We start from the raw sequence: 18506 nt of genomic DNA on the forward strand, positions 1-18506 counted from the left end.
CGTCCCGCAGGATGGGCAACTGATTTACAAAAGCGCGTGTGCGCGGTTTAGAAGCGGTAATTGACGCCTAAGGTGAGCGAACGCTCTGGCGCGGGTTGACGACCCCAAGGGCTGGTGTCGATACCTCGGAAATAGTATTCGCGGTTGAACAGGTTACTGATGCCCGCCGAGGCGGTCAGGATGCTCTTGTCGGCCAGCGGGAACTCACGTTCGATAGCCGTGTTCCACACCCAGTAAGAAGGCAGTTCACCCACGCTGGCAGAGGCGTTTTCTTCGCGGGTATTGGCAGCGTCGGTGTAGGCCTTGCTGATGTACAGACCGTCGAGGTTGTAGGTCCAGTGTTCGGCAAAACGGTAGCGGGCATCCACCATAAACTGGTTTCGCGAGGAGTACGGCACTTCGTTGTCTTTGTAAGTGCCGTTGCGTTGTTTGGCATCGAGGTAGGCATAACCGGCATGCAGGTCCAGATCACGCATGGCCTGCGGGGTCCAGAAAATATCGGTCTCGAAACCCTGATGACGTGTGCTGCCAAGGTTGTCGAAACGGTCGGTGGTGGCGTTGTAGACAATCTGGTCATCAAAGTCGATGCGGTACAAGTTGAAGTCGACACGCATGCCCTCCCACGGGGTGTAACGCACGCCAGTCTCGTAGTTCCAGGCCAGCTCGGCACCGACCGCACCTTCCTTGACGATCTGCGTAACCTGAGGCGGACGCAGGGACTTCTGGGCGTTGGCATAGACATACCAGGCGTCGTTGGCCTGGTAACCCACGGTCAGGCCCGGCAGCCATTCTTCAGACTTGTTCTCGCGCTCGAACCCGGTGATGCCATCGCTGTAGTTCATGCGCGCGTTTTCATAGCGCGCGCCGGGGGTAATGGTCAGGCGATGATCAAGCAGGCTGATGGCGTTGCTGATGTAGAAGGCACGAGCACTGTCATCGAATTTCCAGTCGCGAAACGGTGCAGTCACACCCGTAGCCAGACTCTGCCGGTTGACCTTGTAACTGATGTCTTCGCTGACATAGCGGGCACCGAGTAGCCAGGTCTGGCCGACGGTGTCGCCATCGATGGTGGCGCTGATGCGCGGCTCCGAACCCCAAACCTTGAAGTCTCGCGGGCCGTCCTGCTTGGTCACGGCCGTACCGTCCGGAGTGAACGGCAGGCCTACGACGAAATTGCGGTAGCTGTTGTGGGCAAAGTTGGTCCAGCTGAACTCCACCGAATCGAACGGCCCCATGGCGCCAAGACGCTGGGTGTAAGTGCCCCACACACGATCCGTGTCACCCTCGAAGCGGTCCAGCGGGCGCGTTGACTGGCGCGGGTCGTCCTTGTAGTCCTTGACGCTGAGGGCACCGGCCAGGTCCATGTCGGCCTTGTAATGCTGAACGCCGAAACTCAGATCCCGGTCATCATCTATGTTCCATTGGCCGCGCAGGCGGTAGTTCTGCACATCGGTATCAGAGTGTTCGCGCCCGTATTCGCCGCTCAGGGTATTGATGTCCAGTTGCAGCCCGAAGTTGTCAGTCAGGTAGCCGCCGGTGCCCAGATAGGTATCCCACAACTGGCGCCCGCCAGCATTGAACGTGGTTTTCTCCTGCAGGGTGGTTTCCCATTCGCGGGGAATCGGCTTGCTGATGAAGTTGATCACCCCGCCGACGTTGTTTGGACCGTATTGCACCGCTGCGCCCCCGCGCACGATATCAACCCGGTCGACCGTGGCCATGGTCATTGGGAACAGCGACAGGCCGGTCTGGCCATAGGGTGCCAACGCGAGCGGGATGCCGTCCGACAAGGCCTGGATGCGTCCGCTGCGGCTCTCGTACAGGCCGCGTACCGAAATCTGGGGCAGCGCACCGGTACCGGTCTCGTCGAAAATCTTGATACCCGGAACCCGTTGCAGCGCATCATCCAGGCCACGGGTGCTGGCTTTTTTCAGGTCGCTGGAATCGATGACGCTGCGACTCCCGGCATAGGTACGCACTTCCTGATCGCTGGCGGCACCCAGTACATCGCCCTCAATCGTCATGGGCGCCAGCTCAACGCTGTGGCCGGGGGGTTGTTGATCGGCGGCCATGGCAGCCTGGCAAATACCCAGTGTCATGAGGCTCAGTGAAAAGTGTAGGGATATTGTTTTCATTGGACTACGTCGACTCATTATTGCTGTTGGAGAGAATGCAGGCGGGCTTTGAGTGCGTTATGCAGCAAGCCACGGTCTTCACCGGCCAGAAAACTGCGCACGCCGCGGGCGCGCCATAGCGCGTTCTGTTCGACGGTGCGGGGGTTGGCGCAAAAAGCGACGCCGGCGCCAAGACAGGCGTCGGCCATGCCTTGCAGGGTTTGCCAGACCCGAGGATTGAGAGGATCAGGCCCCAGGCCGAGATCGAGGGCCAGGTCCAGGGCGCCTTCCATGATCATGCCGACCCCGTCCAGTTGCAGGATGTCGCCCAGCGCGTCAACACCGGCGCGGCTTTCGATCATCGGAATGATGGGGGTCTGGCGGTTGGCCAGATCGATGTATTCGGGCAGTGGCAGGCGACCGAAGCCGGTGATGCGCCCACCGGTCATGCCGCGCTTGCCCAGGGGCGGAAAAAAGGCCGCCTCAATGGCGCGCTGGACCTGGGCGACGCTTTCAGTGCGTGACAGCACGATGGCTTCGATACCGGCGTCCAGCGCCCTGCCGATCAATTTCTCGTCCACTTGCGCCATGCGCAGCCAGGGCGAAATACCTGCGGCCTCACATGCCCGAACGCAATGCATGATGTCTTCTTCGGAGCGCAGCAAGTGCTCCAGATCAAGAATTACAAAGTCGTAGCCGGCAAACGCGAGCATCTCGCAAAGCATGGGTGAAGGCAGGGAATTGAGCATGCCGTAAACAACTTTCCCGTCTTGTAGCCGGGAAAAAACCGGAGAAGTTTTTATCACTGACACAGGTCCTTTTAGCGAGGCAGCACTGGTGCCAATAATAATCATTCTCAGATATAGGTAAACGATTTTTATTATCGAATAGCGATATTCGTGACGAACATCTTAAAAAAAACGTTTCAGGTTGTAGGAAAATGGCCATAAGCCATTGTTTTGCTGAGGTCCAGGTCCAGGTCCAGGGGGGAGAATCTGTACCTTGCCAAATTTCAGGCAAAAAAAAGCCGCTATCGCTAGCGGCTTTTTTACTATCTGGCTCCACGACCTGGACTCGAACCAGGGACCCAATGATTAACAGTCATTTGCTCTACCAACTGAGCTATCGCGGAATGGCGTCTATCTTACTGATATAAAAAGAGAAGTCAACACTTTTGCTGACTTCTACCTGCATTATTCAGATGACCTGAACAATGGCGTCGGTTACCGCCTCAATGTTGCGCTGGTTCAAAGAAGCCACGCAGATTCGGCCGGTATCAAGGGCATAAATACCGAATTCGGTACGCAGACGCGTTACTTGTTCAACGGTCAGACCGGAGTACGAGAACATGCCACGCTGACGTGCAACAAAGCTGAAGTCATGCCCAGGAGCCTTTTTCGACAGCAGCTCAACCATTTGCAGACGCATGCCACGAATGCGCAGGCGCATTTCTGCCAGCTCGTCTTCCCACATCGCACGCAGCTCAGGGCTGTTAAGCACGGCTGCAGCAATGGTTGCACCGTGAGTCGGCGGGTTGGAGTAGTTGGTACGGATCACGCGTTTGACCTGGGACAGCACACGGGCGCTCTCTTCCTTCGATTCGGTGATGATCGACAGTGCACCGACACGCTCGCCGTACAGAGAAAACGACTTGGAGAACGAGCTGGAAACAAAGAAGCTCAGGCCCGAGCCGGCGAACAGGCGTACTGCTGCTGCGTCTTCGTCGATGCCGTCGCCAAAGCCCTGGTAGGCCATGTCCAGGAACGGGATCAGGCCTTTGGCCTTGACCACGTCCAGCACGTTCTGCCAGTCGGCCGGGGTCAGGTCGACACCGGTCGGGTTGTGGCAGCAAGCGTGCAGCACAACAATGGAGCCGGCCGGCAAGGCATTCAGATCTTCGAGCATGCCGGAACGGTTGACGTCATGGCTGGCGGCGTCGTAATAACGGTAGTTCTGCACCGGAAAACCGGCGGCTTCAAACAGTGCACGGTGGTTTTCCCAGCTTGGATCGCTGATCGCGACTACTGCGCCTGGCTGCAGTTGCTTAAGGAAGTCAGCACCGATTTTCAGCGCGCCGGTACCGCCAACGGCTTGAGTGGTGATCACCCGGCCAGCTGCCAGCAACGGCGACTCGGCACCGAACAACAGCTTTTGCACGGCCTGGTCGTAGGCGGCAATACCATCGATCGGCAAATAACCGCGCGACGCGTGCTGGGCAACCCGGATCGTTTCGGCTTCGACAACGGCACGCAAGAGCGGAATTCGTCCCTCTTCGTTGCAGTAAACACCAACCCCCAGGTTCACTTTGCTGGTACGGGTATCGGCGTTGAATGCTTCGTTGAGGCCCAGGATAGGATCGCGTGGTGCCATTTCGACAGCGGAGAACAGGCTCATTATTACGGCGGCTCTGAATGGGGAATGGAGGGGGTGACAACGCTCCAGCCGATTGCACTAGAGCGGTGCACAAACGGGGAGCAAGTATAAGCCCGATCAGGATTCGGGCAACAGCCTATTGCCGGTTTTACCCAAGTATTTGAGTTTATTTTCAGGCCACTGGTCTAATTGCAATCTTTGCCGATATGCCCGTATCAGAGCTGTACCTTGAAACAGTCGAACATGACCTCCATATTTAGCCGTATCCTGTTTTTTCCTGCGGCCTGAGTCGCATGCACTTATAAAGGCTACTGCTTTTATAGAAGCAAACCCTGAGGTCCTTCATGCCCGATTTTCAGCTTGTTACCCGCTTCAAGCCCGCAGGCGATCAACCCGAAGCCATTCGCCAGATGATTGAAGGCATCGAAGCCGGCCTGTCGCACCAGACCCTGCTCGGGGTAACCGGTTCGGGCAAGACGTTCAGCATTGCCAACGTGATCGCCCATGTGAACCGCCCCACCCTGGTGCTGGCGCCCAATAAAACCCTGGCTGCCCAGCTGTACGGCGAGTTCAAGTCATTCTTCCCGAACAACGCGGTGGAGTACTTCGTCTCGTACTATGACTACTACCAGCCCGAAGCGTACGTGCCCTCCTCCGATACCTTTATCGAGAAGGATGCCTCGATCAACGACCATATCGAGCAGATGCGCCTGTCCGCAACCAAGGCCCTGCTGGAGCGCAAGGACGCGATCATCGTTACCACGGTGTCGTGCATTTATGGCCTGGGCAGCCCCGAGACCTATCTGAAGATGGTGTTGCACGTCGACCGTGGCGACAAGCTCGACCAGCGCGAGTTGCTGCGCCGCCTGGCCGATCTGCAATACACCCGCAACGATATGGACTTTGCCCGCGCCACCTTCCGCGTGCGCGGCGATGTGATCGACATCTATCCTGCCGAATCGGATCTGGAGGCGGTGCGCATCGAACTGTTCGATGATGAAGTCGAAAGCATCAGTGCCTTTGACCCGCTGACCGGCGAAGTCATCCGCAAGATGCCGCGCTTTACCTTCTACCCCAAGAGCCACTATGTGACACCGCGCGAAACCCTGCTCGACGCCGTGGAAGGGATCAAGGAAGAACTCAAGGAGCGGCTCGAATACCTGCGGTCCAACAACAAGCTGGTCGAGGCCCAGCGCCTGGAACAGCGCACCCGCTTCGATCTGGAAATGATCATGGAGCTGGGTTACTGCAACGGCATCGAAAACTACTCGCGCTACCTTTCGGGCCGCGAGTCCGGGGCCCCGCCACCGACCCTGTTCGACTACCTGCCGGCCGACGCGCTGCTGGTGATCGACGAGTCTCACGTCAGCGTGCCGCAAGTGGGCGCCATGTACAAAGGCGACCGTTCACGTAAAGAGACCCTGGTGGAATATGGCTTCCGCCTGCCCTCGGCACTGGACAACCGGCCGATGCGTTTTGACGAATGGGAACGCATCAGCCCGCAGACCATTTTTGTTTCCGCCACCCCTGGCAACTACGAAGCCGAACATTCGGGCCGCGTGGTCGAGCAGGTGGTGCGCCCCACCGGCCTGGTCGATCCGCAGATCGAAGTGCGTCCGGCCCTCACCCAGGTCGACGATTTGCTCTCCGAGATTGCCAAGCGCGTGGCGCTGGAAGAGCGTGTACTGGTCACCACCCTGACCAAACGCATGTCCGAAGACCTCACCGATTACCTGGCCGACCATGGCGTGCGGGTACGCTATCTGCACTCGGATATCGACACCGTGGAGCGCGTCGAAATCATCCGCGATCTGCGCCTGGGCGTATTTGACGTGCTGGTGGGGATCAACCTGCTGCGTGAAGGGCTGGACATGCCCGAGGTGTCGCTGGTGGCGATCCTGGACGCCGACAAGGAGGGCTTCCTGCGCTCCGAACGCTCGTTGATCCAGACCATTGGCCGGGCGGCGCGTAACCTCAATGGCCGGGCGATTCTGTACGCTGATCGCATCACCGGCTCGATGGAACGCGCCATTGGCGAGACCGAACGCCGGCGCGAGAAACAGATCGCTTTCAACCTCGCCAACGGCATTACGCCCAAAGGCGTGTTCAAGGATGTCGCGGATATCATGGAGGGTGCGGTGGTGCCGGGTTCGCGCAGCAAAAAGCGCAAAGGCATGGCCAAGGCCGCGGAAGAAAACGCCAAGTACGAGAACGAGCTGCGCTCGCCCAGCGAGATCAGCAAGCGCATTCGCCAACTGGAAGAAAAAATGTACGCCCTGGCCCGCGATCTCGAGTTCGAGGCGGCGGCGCAAATGCGCGACGAAATCGGCAAACTGCGCGAGCGGTTATTGCAGGTTTAACGCCCCACATTGTCCCTGTGGGAGCGGGCTTGCTCGCGATTGGATCGATGCGGTGTATCAGGTAAACCGCGCCGTTTCTATCGCGAGCAAGCCCGCTCCCACAGGGCAATCTCTCAGACGGCTACCGCCGCTACCGCCTCGACCTCAAACAACATCTCATCCAGCGCCAGGCGCGGCACCGGGATCAAGGTGCAGGCCGGGGCCGGCAGCTCCCCCCATACCCGCTTCACTTCGGCGCCCAAAATCTGTAAGCGCTCCAGGCTGTGATCCACGATCAATACGGTGATCTTGGCCACGTCCTTGATCTGTGCATCGGCCGCTGCCAGGGCGATCTGCAGGTTGGCAAAGGCCTGGCGCACCTGCTCGGCGAAGTCCGTCGACAGCTCACTGTCGGCGTTCTCGCCGCCCTGGCCGGCGGTGTACACCAGCCGCACATTCGCGGCCACACGGGCAACATGGGAGTAACCGTTGGGCGCAGGGTCATACAGCCCGACGGGGTTGAGCAACAGCACTGCGGAGTCAGAATTCTTGTCCATAAAATACGCACCAGTGGCAGTGGGATAAGCAAGCGCGCTATTCAACCACTCTCGCCAAGCCGTACGCCAGCGCCCTCGCGACACAGGCCGCAAATATGCAAGGATGTTACGCCGCAGCGCACCAAAGCCGTTTCCCAAGGATGACCATGACTGCCATCACCACCCAAATGCCCCTTGTGCCGGGGCGCCTCGAACAAATGTCGACCCGCATTGCCTTTTTCATCGCCGGTTTTGGCCTCGCCGCCTGGGCGCCACTGGTGCCCTACGCCAAAGCCCGTGCGGGACTGGACGAGGCCACTTTGGGCTTGTTATTGCTGTGCCTGGGCGCGGTCTCAATCCTGGCGATGCCCATTGCCGGCATCCTCGCCAGCCGTTATGGCTGCCGCCGGGTGCTGGTGGGCGGCACGCTGTTGATCTGCCTCGCGCTGCCACTGCTGGCGACGGTCAGTGCCATACCGCTACTGATCGCCACACTCTTCTTGTTTGGCGCTGGGCTCGGCGCCGTCGACTCCACCGTCAACTTGCAGGCCGTGATCGTCGAGCGTGCCAGCGGGCGCACCATGATGTCGGGTTTTCACGGGCTGTTCAGCGTCGGCGGGATTGCCGGCGCGGCCGGGGTCAGCGCCCTGCTGGCGCTGGGCCTGACGCCGCTGTGGGCGATTGTGGTGGTGATTGCATTGATCCTCGCAGCCCTGCTCAAGGCTTCTCCGCACCTGCTGCCTTATGGCAGCGAAAGCAACGGCCCGGCGTTTGCCGTGCCCCACGGCGTGGTGCTCTTTATCGGCTTGCTGTGCTTTACCGTGTTCCTGGCCGAAGGCGCAATGCTCGACTGGAGCGCCGTATTCCTGACCTCCGAGAAAGGCATTGGCGATGCCTATGCCGGGCTGGGTTATGCCGCGTTTGCCTTGACCATGACCGCGGGCCGACTGATGGGCGATACCATCGTCAAGCGTCTGGGTGCGCGGCTGGTGATTGTCCTGGGTGGGTTGTTTGCCGCCGCGGGCATGGCCCTGGCAACCCTGGCACCGAACTGGGAGTCAGCATTGCTCGGTTATGCGCTGGTGGGCGCAGGGTGTTCGAATATCGTGCCGGTGCTGTACACCGCCGTGGGCAAACAGACCGTAATGCCGGAGCATATCGCCGTGCCAGCCATTACCACCCTGGGGTATGCGGGGATTCTGGCAGGGCCTGCGGCCATCGGCTTTATCGCCCATGCCAGCAGCCTGGGCGCGGCCTTTTTGCTGATCACCGCCATGCTCATAGCCGTAGCCATCAGCGGGCGGATTTTGCGGGTTTAGAGCGAGCCCCTCACCCCAGCCCTCTCCCGGCGGTAGAGGGGGCCGATGGGTGGTGTTGCACAAATTTGCTTCTGCTTTTAGTCCCCTCTCCCTCCGGGAGAGGGGGCTTTTGGGTTAAAAACCCACACTCGCCTGCACAAAGAACGTACGCGGCTCGCCCAGGTAAATCCCCGCGTTGTTGTCGCTGGAGCGGGTGTAGTACTCCTGGTTGAACAGGTTCTTGATCCCCGCTCCCACTTTCAGGTTTGACGCTTCAGGGCCGAAGTCGTAACCGACTCGGGTGCTCCAGGTCGCATACCCAGGAATATCGCCGTACTGGCCATCCGGGGTCGGATCAGTGATGTACACCCCGCCAGTGCCCGGCGCGTGCTGCTGGGACTGGGCAAACATGTCCAGGTTGTAGGTCCAGCGGTTGACCACGTAACGCGCCCCGAGGTTGACCACCTGGCGCGAATACAGCGGCAGATCACGCCCCTTGAAGTTGGGAATGTCACCCTCGGACGTCGCCTTGGTGTAGGTAAAGCCCGCATTGACCGACAGGCCGTCAAGGCGTGCGTCCAGTGCCGACATATCGTAGTGAACCGAGGTCTCGATACCCTGGTGCCTGGTCGCGCCCAGGTTGGTCCAGCCCACATCGTTGCTCACATATTGCAACTCGTCGGCAAAGTCGATGTAGAACAGCGTCACTTCACCGCCCCACACACCATTGTCGTAACGCGTACCCAGCTCATAGGTCTTGGCCTTTTCAGGACGCAAACCCGCTGCGGTCGCATCGCCGACACCGCCCTGGCCCAACTGGAAGTACTGCAGGCTGCCGAACGAGGTCTCGTAGTTGGCAAACAGTTTCCACGCGTCCGACAGGTGATACATCACGCTCAGGGCCGGCAGTGCTTCGCTGCTGTCGATGCTGCGGTTTTTTTCCTGCACTGGTTTGCCGTTATTGCCCAGTACCGGGCGGTCGTGCCAGTTGGTGCTGATCCGCTCAAAGCGGATACCCGGGGTGACCGTCCAGTTACCCACATCGATCTTGTCATCGATATAGAACGCGTTGGCCTCGGTGCCACCTGTGCGATCCTGATACACATGACCGTCTGCCCCGGGCCCCGGCACCGGCACGTTATTGACCAGGTACACCTGGCTGGCCTCTTCATGCATCGCCTCATTGAGGTAGCGATAGCCCAGCCCCACTTCCTGCGTGACCGGCCCCAGCGTGAACACATGGGACACCCGCGGCTCGATACCGAAGGTGTGGTAACTGCGCGGATACGAAGCCAGGGTTTGCAGATTGCGGGCTGCAATGTTGCTGCCACGGAAGCTGTCGGTGTAATAGGTCAGGACTTCAAACTGGGTCTGGTCGTCGATCTGACGCAGGTACTTGAAGGACACATCCTTGCGTCGCCCGGTAAAGTTGTCGTAGTCACGCAGCGACTGGTACGGGTCAGCGTCAAACTGCTTTTGGGTCAGGCCGCCGGGCATGTCCGCGGTGGCGTCGTAGTAGTGGAAATTGAGGGTGAAATCATCCTGGTCGGTGGGTGCCCAGTGGGTCTTGAGCAAGACGTCATCGATATCGTTGTCGTTGTTGCGCGCGCGATAGCCATCACCCTTGACCCCGGAATACAGCAATGCAGCACCGATACCGTTGTCCGCCGTGCCGCCGAGAAATGCCGATTCAATATGTTTCCAGCCACCACGCTCGGAGGTTTCCAGGGTTGTGCCGACCTCGCCCTGGAAGGTCTCGGGGATGGCCCGGGTCACAAAGTTGATCACCCCGCCCACGTTTTGCGGCCCGTAGCGCACCGAGCCGGCACCCCGCACCACGTCGATGCTGTCCAGGTTGCCCGATGAAATCGGTGCCATCGACAATTGTGGCTGGCCGTAGGGTGCAAACGCTGCCGGAATACCGTCAATCAGGACGGTGGAGCGCGGTGACAGACGCGACGTCAAACCCCGCACCCCCACGTTCAGCGAGATATCACTGCCGCCCGTGCCGTTGGACTCCTGCACCTGAACACCCGGGATACGCTTGAGGGCATCACTGACGTTCATCGTGCCCTGCTCGACCATCGCTTCGCGACGCACCACTGTCCGCGCCCCCGGGTGGTTCTGCACCACCGCGTCATTGGCATCGCTCAGCCAGTTGCCGACCACCTTTACATCCACCGGCCCCAGTTCCAGCGGCCCGGACGCTGGCGCAGCAGCACTGACCGTGGGCGCCGCACGCAGGGTTACAGCATCACCGTCAAGCTCGTAGCTCAAGCCACTGTCCTGCAGCAGTCGGGCCAGCGCCTGTTCTGGCGACAGGTTGCCATTCACCGCCGGAGCCTGCTTGCCAGCCACCAGCTGCGGGCTGAAAAACACTTGCAATGCCGTTTGCTGCGCCAGTTGGCTCAGGGCCGAGCCCAGAGGCTGGGATTGAATATGGATCACAGCCGGCGCAGATTCGCCAGCAAAAGCACAGGGCATTGCCGCGCCCACCGCCAGGGCCAACGCCAGCGGTAGCAGGCGCGTCCGGGCGACAGAAGATGGAATGCTCAGGGGTGTTTCAAGCGAGGATAGTCGCCCACGAAGATTGTTGTTTTTCACGTCGAGTCTTGCCCTATGGATCGCACTTGAGTGCAACTGTTAATACAAACCAGTTGCAGTTGATCAAGAAGACGAAGAACTCGAAAAAAACCTGAATCCCCAGCGCAATTATTTTCTGGCAATGATCTCCTGGCTGCCATCTGCGCGGGTTTTGATAGCCACCGGGAGGATCTGCGGCAACGCCTTGAGCAGGGCATCGGTGTCATCGGTTTTGAATACGCTGGAAAGCCGCATTTGCGCCAGCGCTGGGGTGCTGACGTGCAGCGGCTTGTCGCGATAGCGCGAGACCTCGGCGGCCACCTCGCCCAGACTGGCATCTTCAAATACCAGTTGCCCCTTGCGCCAGGCCGTCAACGCCCCGGTATTGACTGCCTGCGCGGCCGCTACATGGCCCCGGGCATCGACCACGGTACCCAACCCGGCAGTCAGGTTGACCTGTGCATCCGGATTGCCTCCCTGGACCCGCACATGCCCTGATTCCACCGCAACCCGCGTCTGCTCGGCTTCGCGCAGCACATCAAAACGGGTACCGGTCACCGTTACCCTGCCGGCCCCGGCCTGCACCACAAATGGCCGCTTCGGATCATGGGCCACACTGAACATGGCTTCGCCCTGCTCCAGTTCAACATTGCGCTGCTCACGCGCAAAGCTGACGCGCACACGGCTGCGACCATTGAGTTCAATGCTCGAGCCATCAGGCAAATCAAGGGTGCGGTGCTCTCCCAACACCGTGGCAAATTCGGCGTGATAACCCGCCGACGACTGCAGTTGCATCCATACACCCGCCCCCGCCGCCACGGCCACAATACCTGCGGCCAGCCCGCAAGCCAGTAACGAAAGGCGTGTCGGTTTCGCCACCGGCACTTCACACAGCGCCCGCATGCGGGCCCGGGGCAAGAGATCGGCGGCTGACCACAGGCCGGCCAGCCACTGATACTCCGCCTCATGGCTGGCATGCTGCGTACGCCAGGCTTCAAACTCGGCCTGCTCGCACGCACCCAGGGTTTGTGCTTGCACGCGGGTAAACCAGGTGGCCGCCGCATCACGCACGTTGGCGCTGCCACAGGTACAGTCTCGTGTATCCATCCTGCAATCCTTTACCGATGTCATCACGGCGCCTCCACCCGTTCACGCAGATGGCGCAGGGTGCGGATCATATACTTTTCCACCATGTTCCTGGACAGCCCCAGGCGTTCGGCAATCTCGGCCTGGGTCAGGCCTTCGATTTTCTGCCAGACGAAAACCTTGCGACAATTGAGCGGCAGTTCCTGCAAAGCCCTTTCGACCGACTCAGCCAACTGGATAGCGCGCATATACTGCTCCGGATCGCCGGTTTGCGACGAACTTGGGGGAACGGCAGCCAGCTCCTTGGCGTCGCGTAACTCCTGGCGGCGAAAACCGTCCACCGCAATATTGCGTGCAGTCTGATGCAAATAGGCGCGTGGCTGCTCAACCGCATCCGGGTTGGATTCAAGCACGCGGACAAAGGTGTCATGGGCCAGGTCTTGCGCCTGCTGCCGATTGCGCAGGCGCCGGGTCCAGGTGCCGATCAACTCTTCGTAGTGTTCAAAGAAGCCCGTTCTACGGGGCACTTTCTGAGTCATCGCACAGGACTGCACAGGTGGGGCGCGAATAGTAATGCTTCCTATTAGAGCCAGCAATCACCCGGATGACAGAAGGTCTTCGCACTACATTTCGGCCTTGGCCAGCAAACGCCTCTCAACCGCTGTAACACCGCTGAAACCGTAACGCCATGCAGTTGACAGACCCACCAGCCCCATCAGCGCACAAAATCCCAGGCACACCCAGGGACTCCACGGCATCAGCGCGATCAGCAGCAACGGCGTGGTACTGGCCCAAAGCGCATAGGCGATATTATAGGTAAAGGAAATCCCCGAAACCCGGATCGGGGCCGGGAACAGTCCGACCATCACCGACGGCACCACCCCGACAATCCCGCAGGTCAAGCCGGCGAACGCATAGGCCAGGCCGGGCAAAACCCACTCCCCGACCAGGCTGGCATACAACACGCCAATGCCCAGCGGCAGCAGCACACTGTACAGTGCGATGCTGCGCCATACGCCGATACGGTCAACGATCAACCCGGCCAGCACACAGCCTATATTCAAAAATACGATACCCAGGCTGCTCAACGCAAAGGTATGGCTGGCAGTCATGCCGAAGCGCTGCTGCATCACGGTCGGCGTGATAACCACAAACACCACAACGGCACTGGTGAGCACGCAGGTCAGCAGCGCTGCCGGCAGCAATGAAGCCCGGTGCTCGCGCAATACTGTGCGCAAGGGGAACTCGGCCCGGCCCTCTTTACGTTCACGCAGGGCCAGAAACACCGGCGTTTCACTGAGCCAACGGCGCAACCACACGCCAATCACGCCGAACACGCCACCGAGCAGGAACGGAAAGCGCCAGGCGTAATCGAGGATTTCTGCCGGGGTAAACAGCTGTGCCAGCAGTGTGGCGGTCAAGGCCCCGATCAAGTAACCAAAAGTCAGCCCGGCCTGCAAAAAACCAAGGGCAAAGCCGCGGCGACCGGCCGGCGCATGTTCGGCCACAAACACCCAGGCACTGGGCACTTCGCCACCGACCGCTGCGCCCTGCAGGATGCGCAGGGCCAGCAGGATCAGCGGGGCGAAGTAACCGATTTCGGCGTAAGTGGGCATGATGCCGATCAGCAGGCAGGGCAGCGCCATCATCAGGATGCTCAGGCTGAATACCCGTTTGCGCCCCAGGTGATCGGCAAAATGCGCCATCAGAATCCCGCCCAGCGGACGCGCCAGATAGCCGGTCACAAAAATCCCGAAGCTTTGCAGCAGACGCAGCCATTCGGGCATGTCCGGGGGAAAAAACAGCTGGCTGAGGGTCAGGGCAAAGAACACGAAAATGATAAAATCGTAGATCTCCAGCGCCCCGCCCAGGGCAGCAAGGCCCAGGGTTCTGTAGTCGGAACGGGAAAAACGCACCGTTGTGGCTTGGGTATCGGCAGACATAAATAGGCTCAATATGAACGGGGCACGCCTATATTGGCGTTTGCGGTCGAAGGCGCGAGCATAGCAAAACCTGTGGGCAATCACTCATTACCTGCGGGAGCTGGCTTGCCTGCGATGCCGGTACTGCGGTTTGCCGGGATAACTTCGTCGATGCGCCCGCTCCCACCAGAATCTGCAAGCAGCTAGCCCTGCCACCCCCCACCCAGCGCCGCAAACACATCCACCAGGGACAACGAGACCTGCGCAGTGCTGTCCACCAGCGCCGCTTCGTTGGCCAGCAACGCGTTTTGCACCGTGAGTACGTTGAGAAAGTCCACCGTACCCTGGGCATATTGCTGGTGCACGCTGTCCAGCGCCCGCTGGCTATGCATCACCGCCTGCTGCAGGCTGTCGCGCCGGCGCTGGCTGGCCTGATACGCCACCAGCGTATCGTCCACCTCATGCCAGGCGCGCAATACGGTTTGCTGGTAGGCAATGCCCGCCTCCTGCTGGCGCCCTTCCTGCAACTGCAAGGCCCCCTGCAAACGCCCGCCCTCGAACACCGGTACGCTCAAGCCCGGGCCGAATGCAAAATTGCGCGAGCCCCAACTGCCCAGATCCGACAGCTGCGTGGCTTGAAAACCGATACTGCCGGACAGGGTAATCCGCGGATAGAAGTCCGCCTCGGCCATGCCGATCGCTGCAGTGGCTGCATGCAATCGGGCCTCGGCACGACGAATATCGGGCCGCCGTTGCGCCAATTCGCTGGGCAGACCGATCGGCACATCGGCGCCATAGGCCGGCACCCCTGCCGCTGCGCTCAATTGCGCCTGCAAGGCTCTTGGCTCGCGGGCCAGCAGCAAGCCGAGAGCATTGATCAACTGTGCACTGCGTTGCTGCAAGGGGGCCTGACGTGCTTCGATCTCGGCCACTTGGGCGCCAGCTTCAGACACCTGCAAATCCGTAGCCACGCCCTCCCGCAGCTGCAACCGGGTCAGTTCCAGGCTGCGGCGGGCGATTTGCAGGTTTTGCTCCACCACGGCCAATGCCTGCTGAGTGCCGCGCAACTGAATATAGTGCTGCGCGGTCTGCACGATCACCAACAGTTGCACCGCGTTGCGGTCCTGCACCGCCACTTGTACCGAGGCATCAGCCGCTTCCACCGAACGCTTGACCCGGCCCCAGAGGTCAGCCTCCCAACTGAACCCAAGGCCACCATTCCACAGGTTGAAAGCCTGCTTGCCACTGTGCCCGGAAGGGTCACTCAAACCTTTCTGGCTGTTACGGCTCCGACTGTAAGCCGCCGTTGCACCGACCTCGGGCAAGGTGTCGGCGTTGATCTGACGGCGGATAGCCAGGCTTTGTTGCAAGCGGCTTGCAGCCAGCTGCACATCAAAGTTGCGCTGCTGCGCCTCGCGCACCAGCGCCGACAATTGCATGTCGCCGAAACGGTCCCACCAGTGCAGGTCCACCGCTGTTTGCAGCGCATGGTTGTGCCCTGCCTCAGTGGGTACCGACGCCCAGTTCGCAGGCAACTTGGGCACGGGAGCCTTGAAGTCCGGGCCGACCACGCAACCACTCAGGCTCAGTACGCTGTAACAGGCCACAGCCAGGGCCACTGCAGTTTTGTTCATCGAGTGCTGACCTGCTGATCGTGAGCCATTGCCGTGTCGATGGAGGCATCCACCGACATCCCCAGGCGCAATTGGCTGGCCAGTAACTGCCCGTGATCCAGAGTGACTTTCACCGCAATACGTTGCGCCACTTTGGTGAAGTTGCCCGTGGCGTTATCCGGAGCAATCGCCGAGAACGTCACCCCCGTGGCCGGGGCGATGCTGTCCACGGTGCCTTGCAGGGTCTGCCCCGGAAAACTGTCGACCTTGATCGTCACACGCTGCCCTGCCTGCATGTTGGTGAGCTGGTGCTCGAGAAAGTTGGCCACCACATAGGCGTCGGCCAGCGGCACCACCGCCAGCACGGTGTCGCCGGGTTTGACGTAAGCGCCGAGGCGCACACTGCGACGCCCCACCACACCGTCAAACGGTGCCAGCAGTTGTGTATGCGACAAGTCCAGATCGGCCCGTGCCAGTAAGGCCTCGGCATACTGCACCGAGGCTTGCGCGGCCGTAGCCCGGGCGGCCAGTACCCGGGTTTGCTGGCGAGCGGCTTCCAGTGCAGCCTTGTGCTGTGCCAACTCGGCACGCGCGGTGAGCGAACGGTTTTTCGCCTGCTGGGAGTTCTGCAGCGTGCCTGCGCCCTGCCCGGCCAGATGCTGATAACGCTGCAACTCATGCTCGGCAAATTCGACCTGCGCCAGATCCGCATCGACCGTGGCCTTGGCCTGCTCGATCAACGAACGCTGGCGTTCCAGCATCGCCAGGGCATTGACCCGTTGTGCCTGTGCCGTCGCCACGCTGGCTTGCGCAGCCTGCACGGCAGCGCGGTAGTCCTGCGGATCGATCCGCGCCAGCAACTGACCGGCCTTGACCGGCTGGTTATCCTGCACCAGCACCTCGTCGATAAACCCCGCCACTTTTGGCGCAATCAAGGTGTAATCGGCGCTGACAAAGGCATCATTGGTGTTCTGCACGGTGCCCGTGGCAAAGACCAACCGCCACAACCCGTACAGCACGATCACTGCCAACGCGACTGCGCCGACCAGAACCCAGGGCTTGCGCCCGTTTGTTGTACTCATTTCACAACTCCAGCAGCTGTGCCCGGCGCGTAGATCCGCGTGGGGCCAAAAGGAATTAACACAATCAGAAAAAGCGCCAGGACGGCCATGTACAGATAAAGATCAGAACTGGTCAGCACCACGGCCTGCTGGTGAACCCGACGCGCCAGGTCTGTGCCGGAATTGACCAGCGGCGAGTTGCCCAGCCGATCGAGCAACATGGTTGAGTGGTAGTGCTCGCGATTGAGCGTCAGCACCCCCAGCACACTGCTTGCTGCCACCGCCGAAAACCCTTTGACGGTATTGAACCAGGCCGATGCAAACGGGCCATCCGCCGGGTTCAGGCCGCCGGTGGCGAGCATCAGCAGAGGAATCACTGCCATGGGCTGGGCGATGATCTGTATCGCCTGCAAGCCGTAAAAATTTTCCCGGTTCCACACCGAGGTAACTTGCGAACCGATGCCGCAGGCCAGCGCCAGCAACCCCAGACCAATGGCCAGCACCCAGCGACAATCGACCCAGCGCAGATTGCACAACGCAACGACCAGTGGCAGCGCAATCAATTGCGGCAAGGCCACCAGCAACATCACCGGCGCGGTTTCGAGGGGGCGATAGCCCTGCACCTGAGCGAGGTAACTGGACGGAATCTTGATCACTGCCAGCAACACAAACAACACCCCGCCCAGCGTCAACAATGCATGGGCAAGATTGCGGATTTTCAGCAGTTGCAGCTTGAAAAACGGCAGCGGATGGGACCACTCATTGATAAAGAACAGCACCATCAGGGCCGTGCCGGCGACGATAAAAAAACGGATCATCGGCGACTCGAACCAGTTCAGGCGCTGACCCAGCTCCAGCGCCAGTACCAGCATGATCAACCCCGGCAAACCCAGGAGCAGACCGCGCCAGTCAAACTGCTTGAAACGCTCCAGACGCAACGGGTCTTGCGGCAAGCCCCAGGCCACGCAGGCCATCGACAACAGGCCCAGGGGGATGATTTGCCAGAACGCCCATTGCCACCCGGCGTACTCCACCCACCAGGCCGATAACGGCGTGCCGAAGCTGGGCCCGAAAGTGGCCGTCAGCGCATAACTGCCCAGGCCATACAGGCGAATGCCCGGCGGCAGGAAGCGCAACGCCACTGACATCAACATCGGCGGCAAGGCCCCACCGGCAAAGCCTTGCAAGGTGCGCAGCAGCATCAGCGCATCAACATTCGGGGCCAGAGGGCAAAGAATGCCCAACAGTAAAAAGGCGCCGATGGCACACAGGGTAAAACGGCGCAGGGAAAAGGTGGCGGCACACCACGGCGCAAAGGCCATGGCACTGATGGACGTGGCCGAATACACCGCCAGCAGCCAGGTGCTTTCGTCATAACCGATACCCATCGCCCCGCGGATATCGGGCATGGCCACCTTGGTGACATTCTCGTTGAACCCCGACACCAGCACGGCGAGCAAAACGCCCAGCAGACCGGTAAAAATCCGCAGGCCAAACGCCGCACTGCTGGCCGGGGCCGGGGTGGGAGCCACGGCACCCGCAACCAGCGCCGTCACAGCGCAGCTCCAGGCGCCAGACTGC

13 protein-coding genes and 1 tRNA gene are annotated in these 18506 nt (G+C 60.5%); 2 read left to right on the plus strand and 12 right to left on the minus strand.

Going from position 1 to position 18506, the window contains the following annotated elements:
- Nucleotides 1–47: 47 nt before the first annotated feature.
- From QN377_RS13565 to QN377_RS13580, 4 genes are all read right to left on the minus strand, one after another.
- Nucleotides 48–2135 carry a TonB-dependent receptor family protein gene (locus tag QN377_RS13565; RefSeq protein WP_095024765.1) on the minus strand — a complete coding sequence of 696 codons (2088 nt, stop codon included), beginning with the start codon at nt 2133–2135 and terminating at the stop codon, nt 48–50.
- A gap of 17 nt (nt 2136–2152) precedes the next feature.
- Complete coding sequence (locus QN377_RS13570) at nt 2153–2863, minus strand: HpcH/HpaI aldolase family protein (RefSeq protein ID WP_095000464.1); 711 nt, start codon at nt 2861–2863, stop codon at nt 2153–2155.
- 307 nt (nt 2864–3170) lie between these two features.
- A tRNA-Asn gene (locus tag QN377_RS13575) sits at nt 3171–3246 on the minus strand.
- A 65-nt stretch (nt 3247–3311) separates the two neighbouring features.
- Nucleotides 3312–4508 carry an amino acid aminotransferase gene (locus QN377_RS13580; protein ID WP_095023547.1) on the minus strand — a complete coding sequence of 399 codons (1197 nt, stop codon included), beginning with the start codon at nt 4506–4508 and terminating at the stop codon, nt 3312–3314.
- 323 nt (nt 4509–4831) lie between these two features.
- Between QN377_RS13580 and uvrB the strand changes: the two genes are divergently transcribed.
- Entirely contained in the window at nt 4832–6847 is a 2016-nt protein-coding gene (gene uvrB / locus QN377_RS13585) for an excinuclease ABC subunit UvrB (RefSeq protein WP_095020062.1), read from the plus strand.
- A 113-nt stretch (nt 6848–6960) separates the two neighbouring features.
- On the opposite strand, the gene QN377_RS13590 is transcribed toward uvrB, so the two are convergent.
- A complete protein-coding gene (locus QN377_RS13590) occupies nt 6961–7383 on the minus strand; it encodes a RidA family protein (RefSeq protein ID WP_095024768.1) in 423 nt (140 codons plus the stop codon).
- Nucleotides 7384–7529: 146 nt separating this feature from the next.
- Here QN377_RS13590 and QN377_RS13595 point away from each other — a divergent pair, with 146 nt between their 5' ends.
- The gene (locus QN377_RS13595) at nt 7530–8681 is read left to right on the plus strand and encodes an MFS transporter (protein WP_322213018.1); all 1152 of its coding nucleotides are present in this window, start codon (nt 7530–7532) and stop codon (nt 8679–8681) included.
- 114 nt (nt 8682–8795) lie between these two features.
- Here QN377_RS13595 and QN377_RS13600 read toward each other — a convergent pair whose 3' ends face one another.
- The 7 genes from QN377_RS13600 to QN377_RS13630 form a co-directional block, all read right to left on the minus strand.
- On the minus strand, nt 8796–11144 hold the full coding sequence (locus tag QN377_RS13600; protein WP_323567633.1) for a TonB-dependent siderophore receptor: 2349 nt from the start codon (nt 11142–11144) through the stop codon (nt 8796–8798).
- Between the two features lie 228 nt (nt 11145–11372).
- Entirely contained in the window at nt 11373–12350 is a 978-nt protein-coding gene (locus tag QN377_RS13605; RefSeq protein ID WP_322213019.1) for a FecR family protein, read from the minus strand.
- Between the two features lie 23 nt (nt 12351–12373).
- Nucleotides 12374–12868, minus strand: coding sequence for a sigma-70 family RNA polymerase sigma factor (locus QN377_RS13610; RefSeq protein WP_095000470.1), 495 nt, complete (start codon nt 12866–12868; stop codon nt 12374–12376).
- Nucleotides 12869–12952: 84 nt separating this feature from the next.
- A complete protein-coding gene (locus QN377_RS13615) occupies nt 12953–14272 on the minus strand; it encodes an MFS transporter (RefSeq protein ID WP_095000471.1) in 1320 nt (439 codons plus the stop codon).
- Nucleotides 14273–14454: 182 nt separating this feature from the next.
- Complete coding sequence (locus QN377_RS13620; protein WP_322213020.1) at nt 14455–15885, minus strand: efflux transporter outer membrane subunit; 1431 nt, start codon at nt 15883–15885, stop codon at nt 14455–14457.
- Nucleotides 15882–16946 carry an HlyD family secretion protein gene (locus QN377_RS13625; protein ID WP_095000473.1) on the minus strand — a complete coding sequence of 355 codons (1065 nt, stop codon included), beginning with the start codon at nt 16944–16946 and terminating at the stop codon, nt 15882–15884. The genes QN377_RS13620 and QN377_RS13625 overlap by 4 nt, the downstream gene beginning before the upstream one ends.
- Nucleotides 16943–18481 (minus strand): MFS transporter, encoded by a 1539-nt coding sequence (locus QN377_RS13630; protein WP_095000474.1) that lies wholly within the window; start codon nt 18479–18481, stop codon nt 16943–16945. Before QN377_RS13630 ends, QN377_RS13625 begins: the two co-directional genes overlap by 4 nt.
- Between the last annotated feature and the right edge of the window lie 25 nt (nt 18482–18506).

The organism is Pseudomonas sp. CCC4.1, assembly GCF_035019225.1.
Taxonomy (GTDB): Bacteria; Pseudomonadota; Gammaproteobacteria; order Pseudomonadales; family Pseudomonadaceae; genus Aquipseudomonas; species Aquipseudomonas bubulae.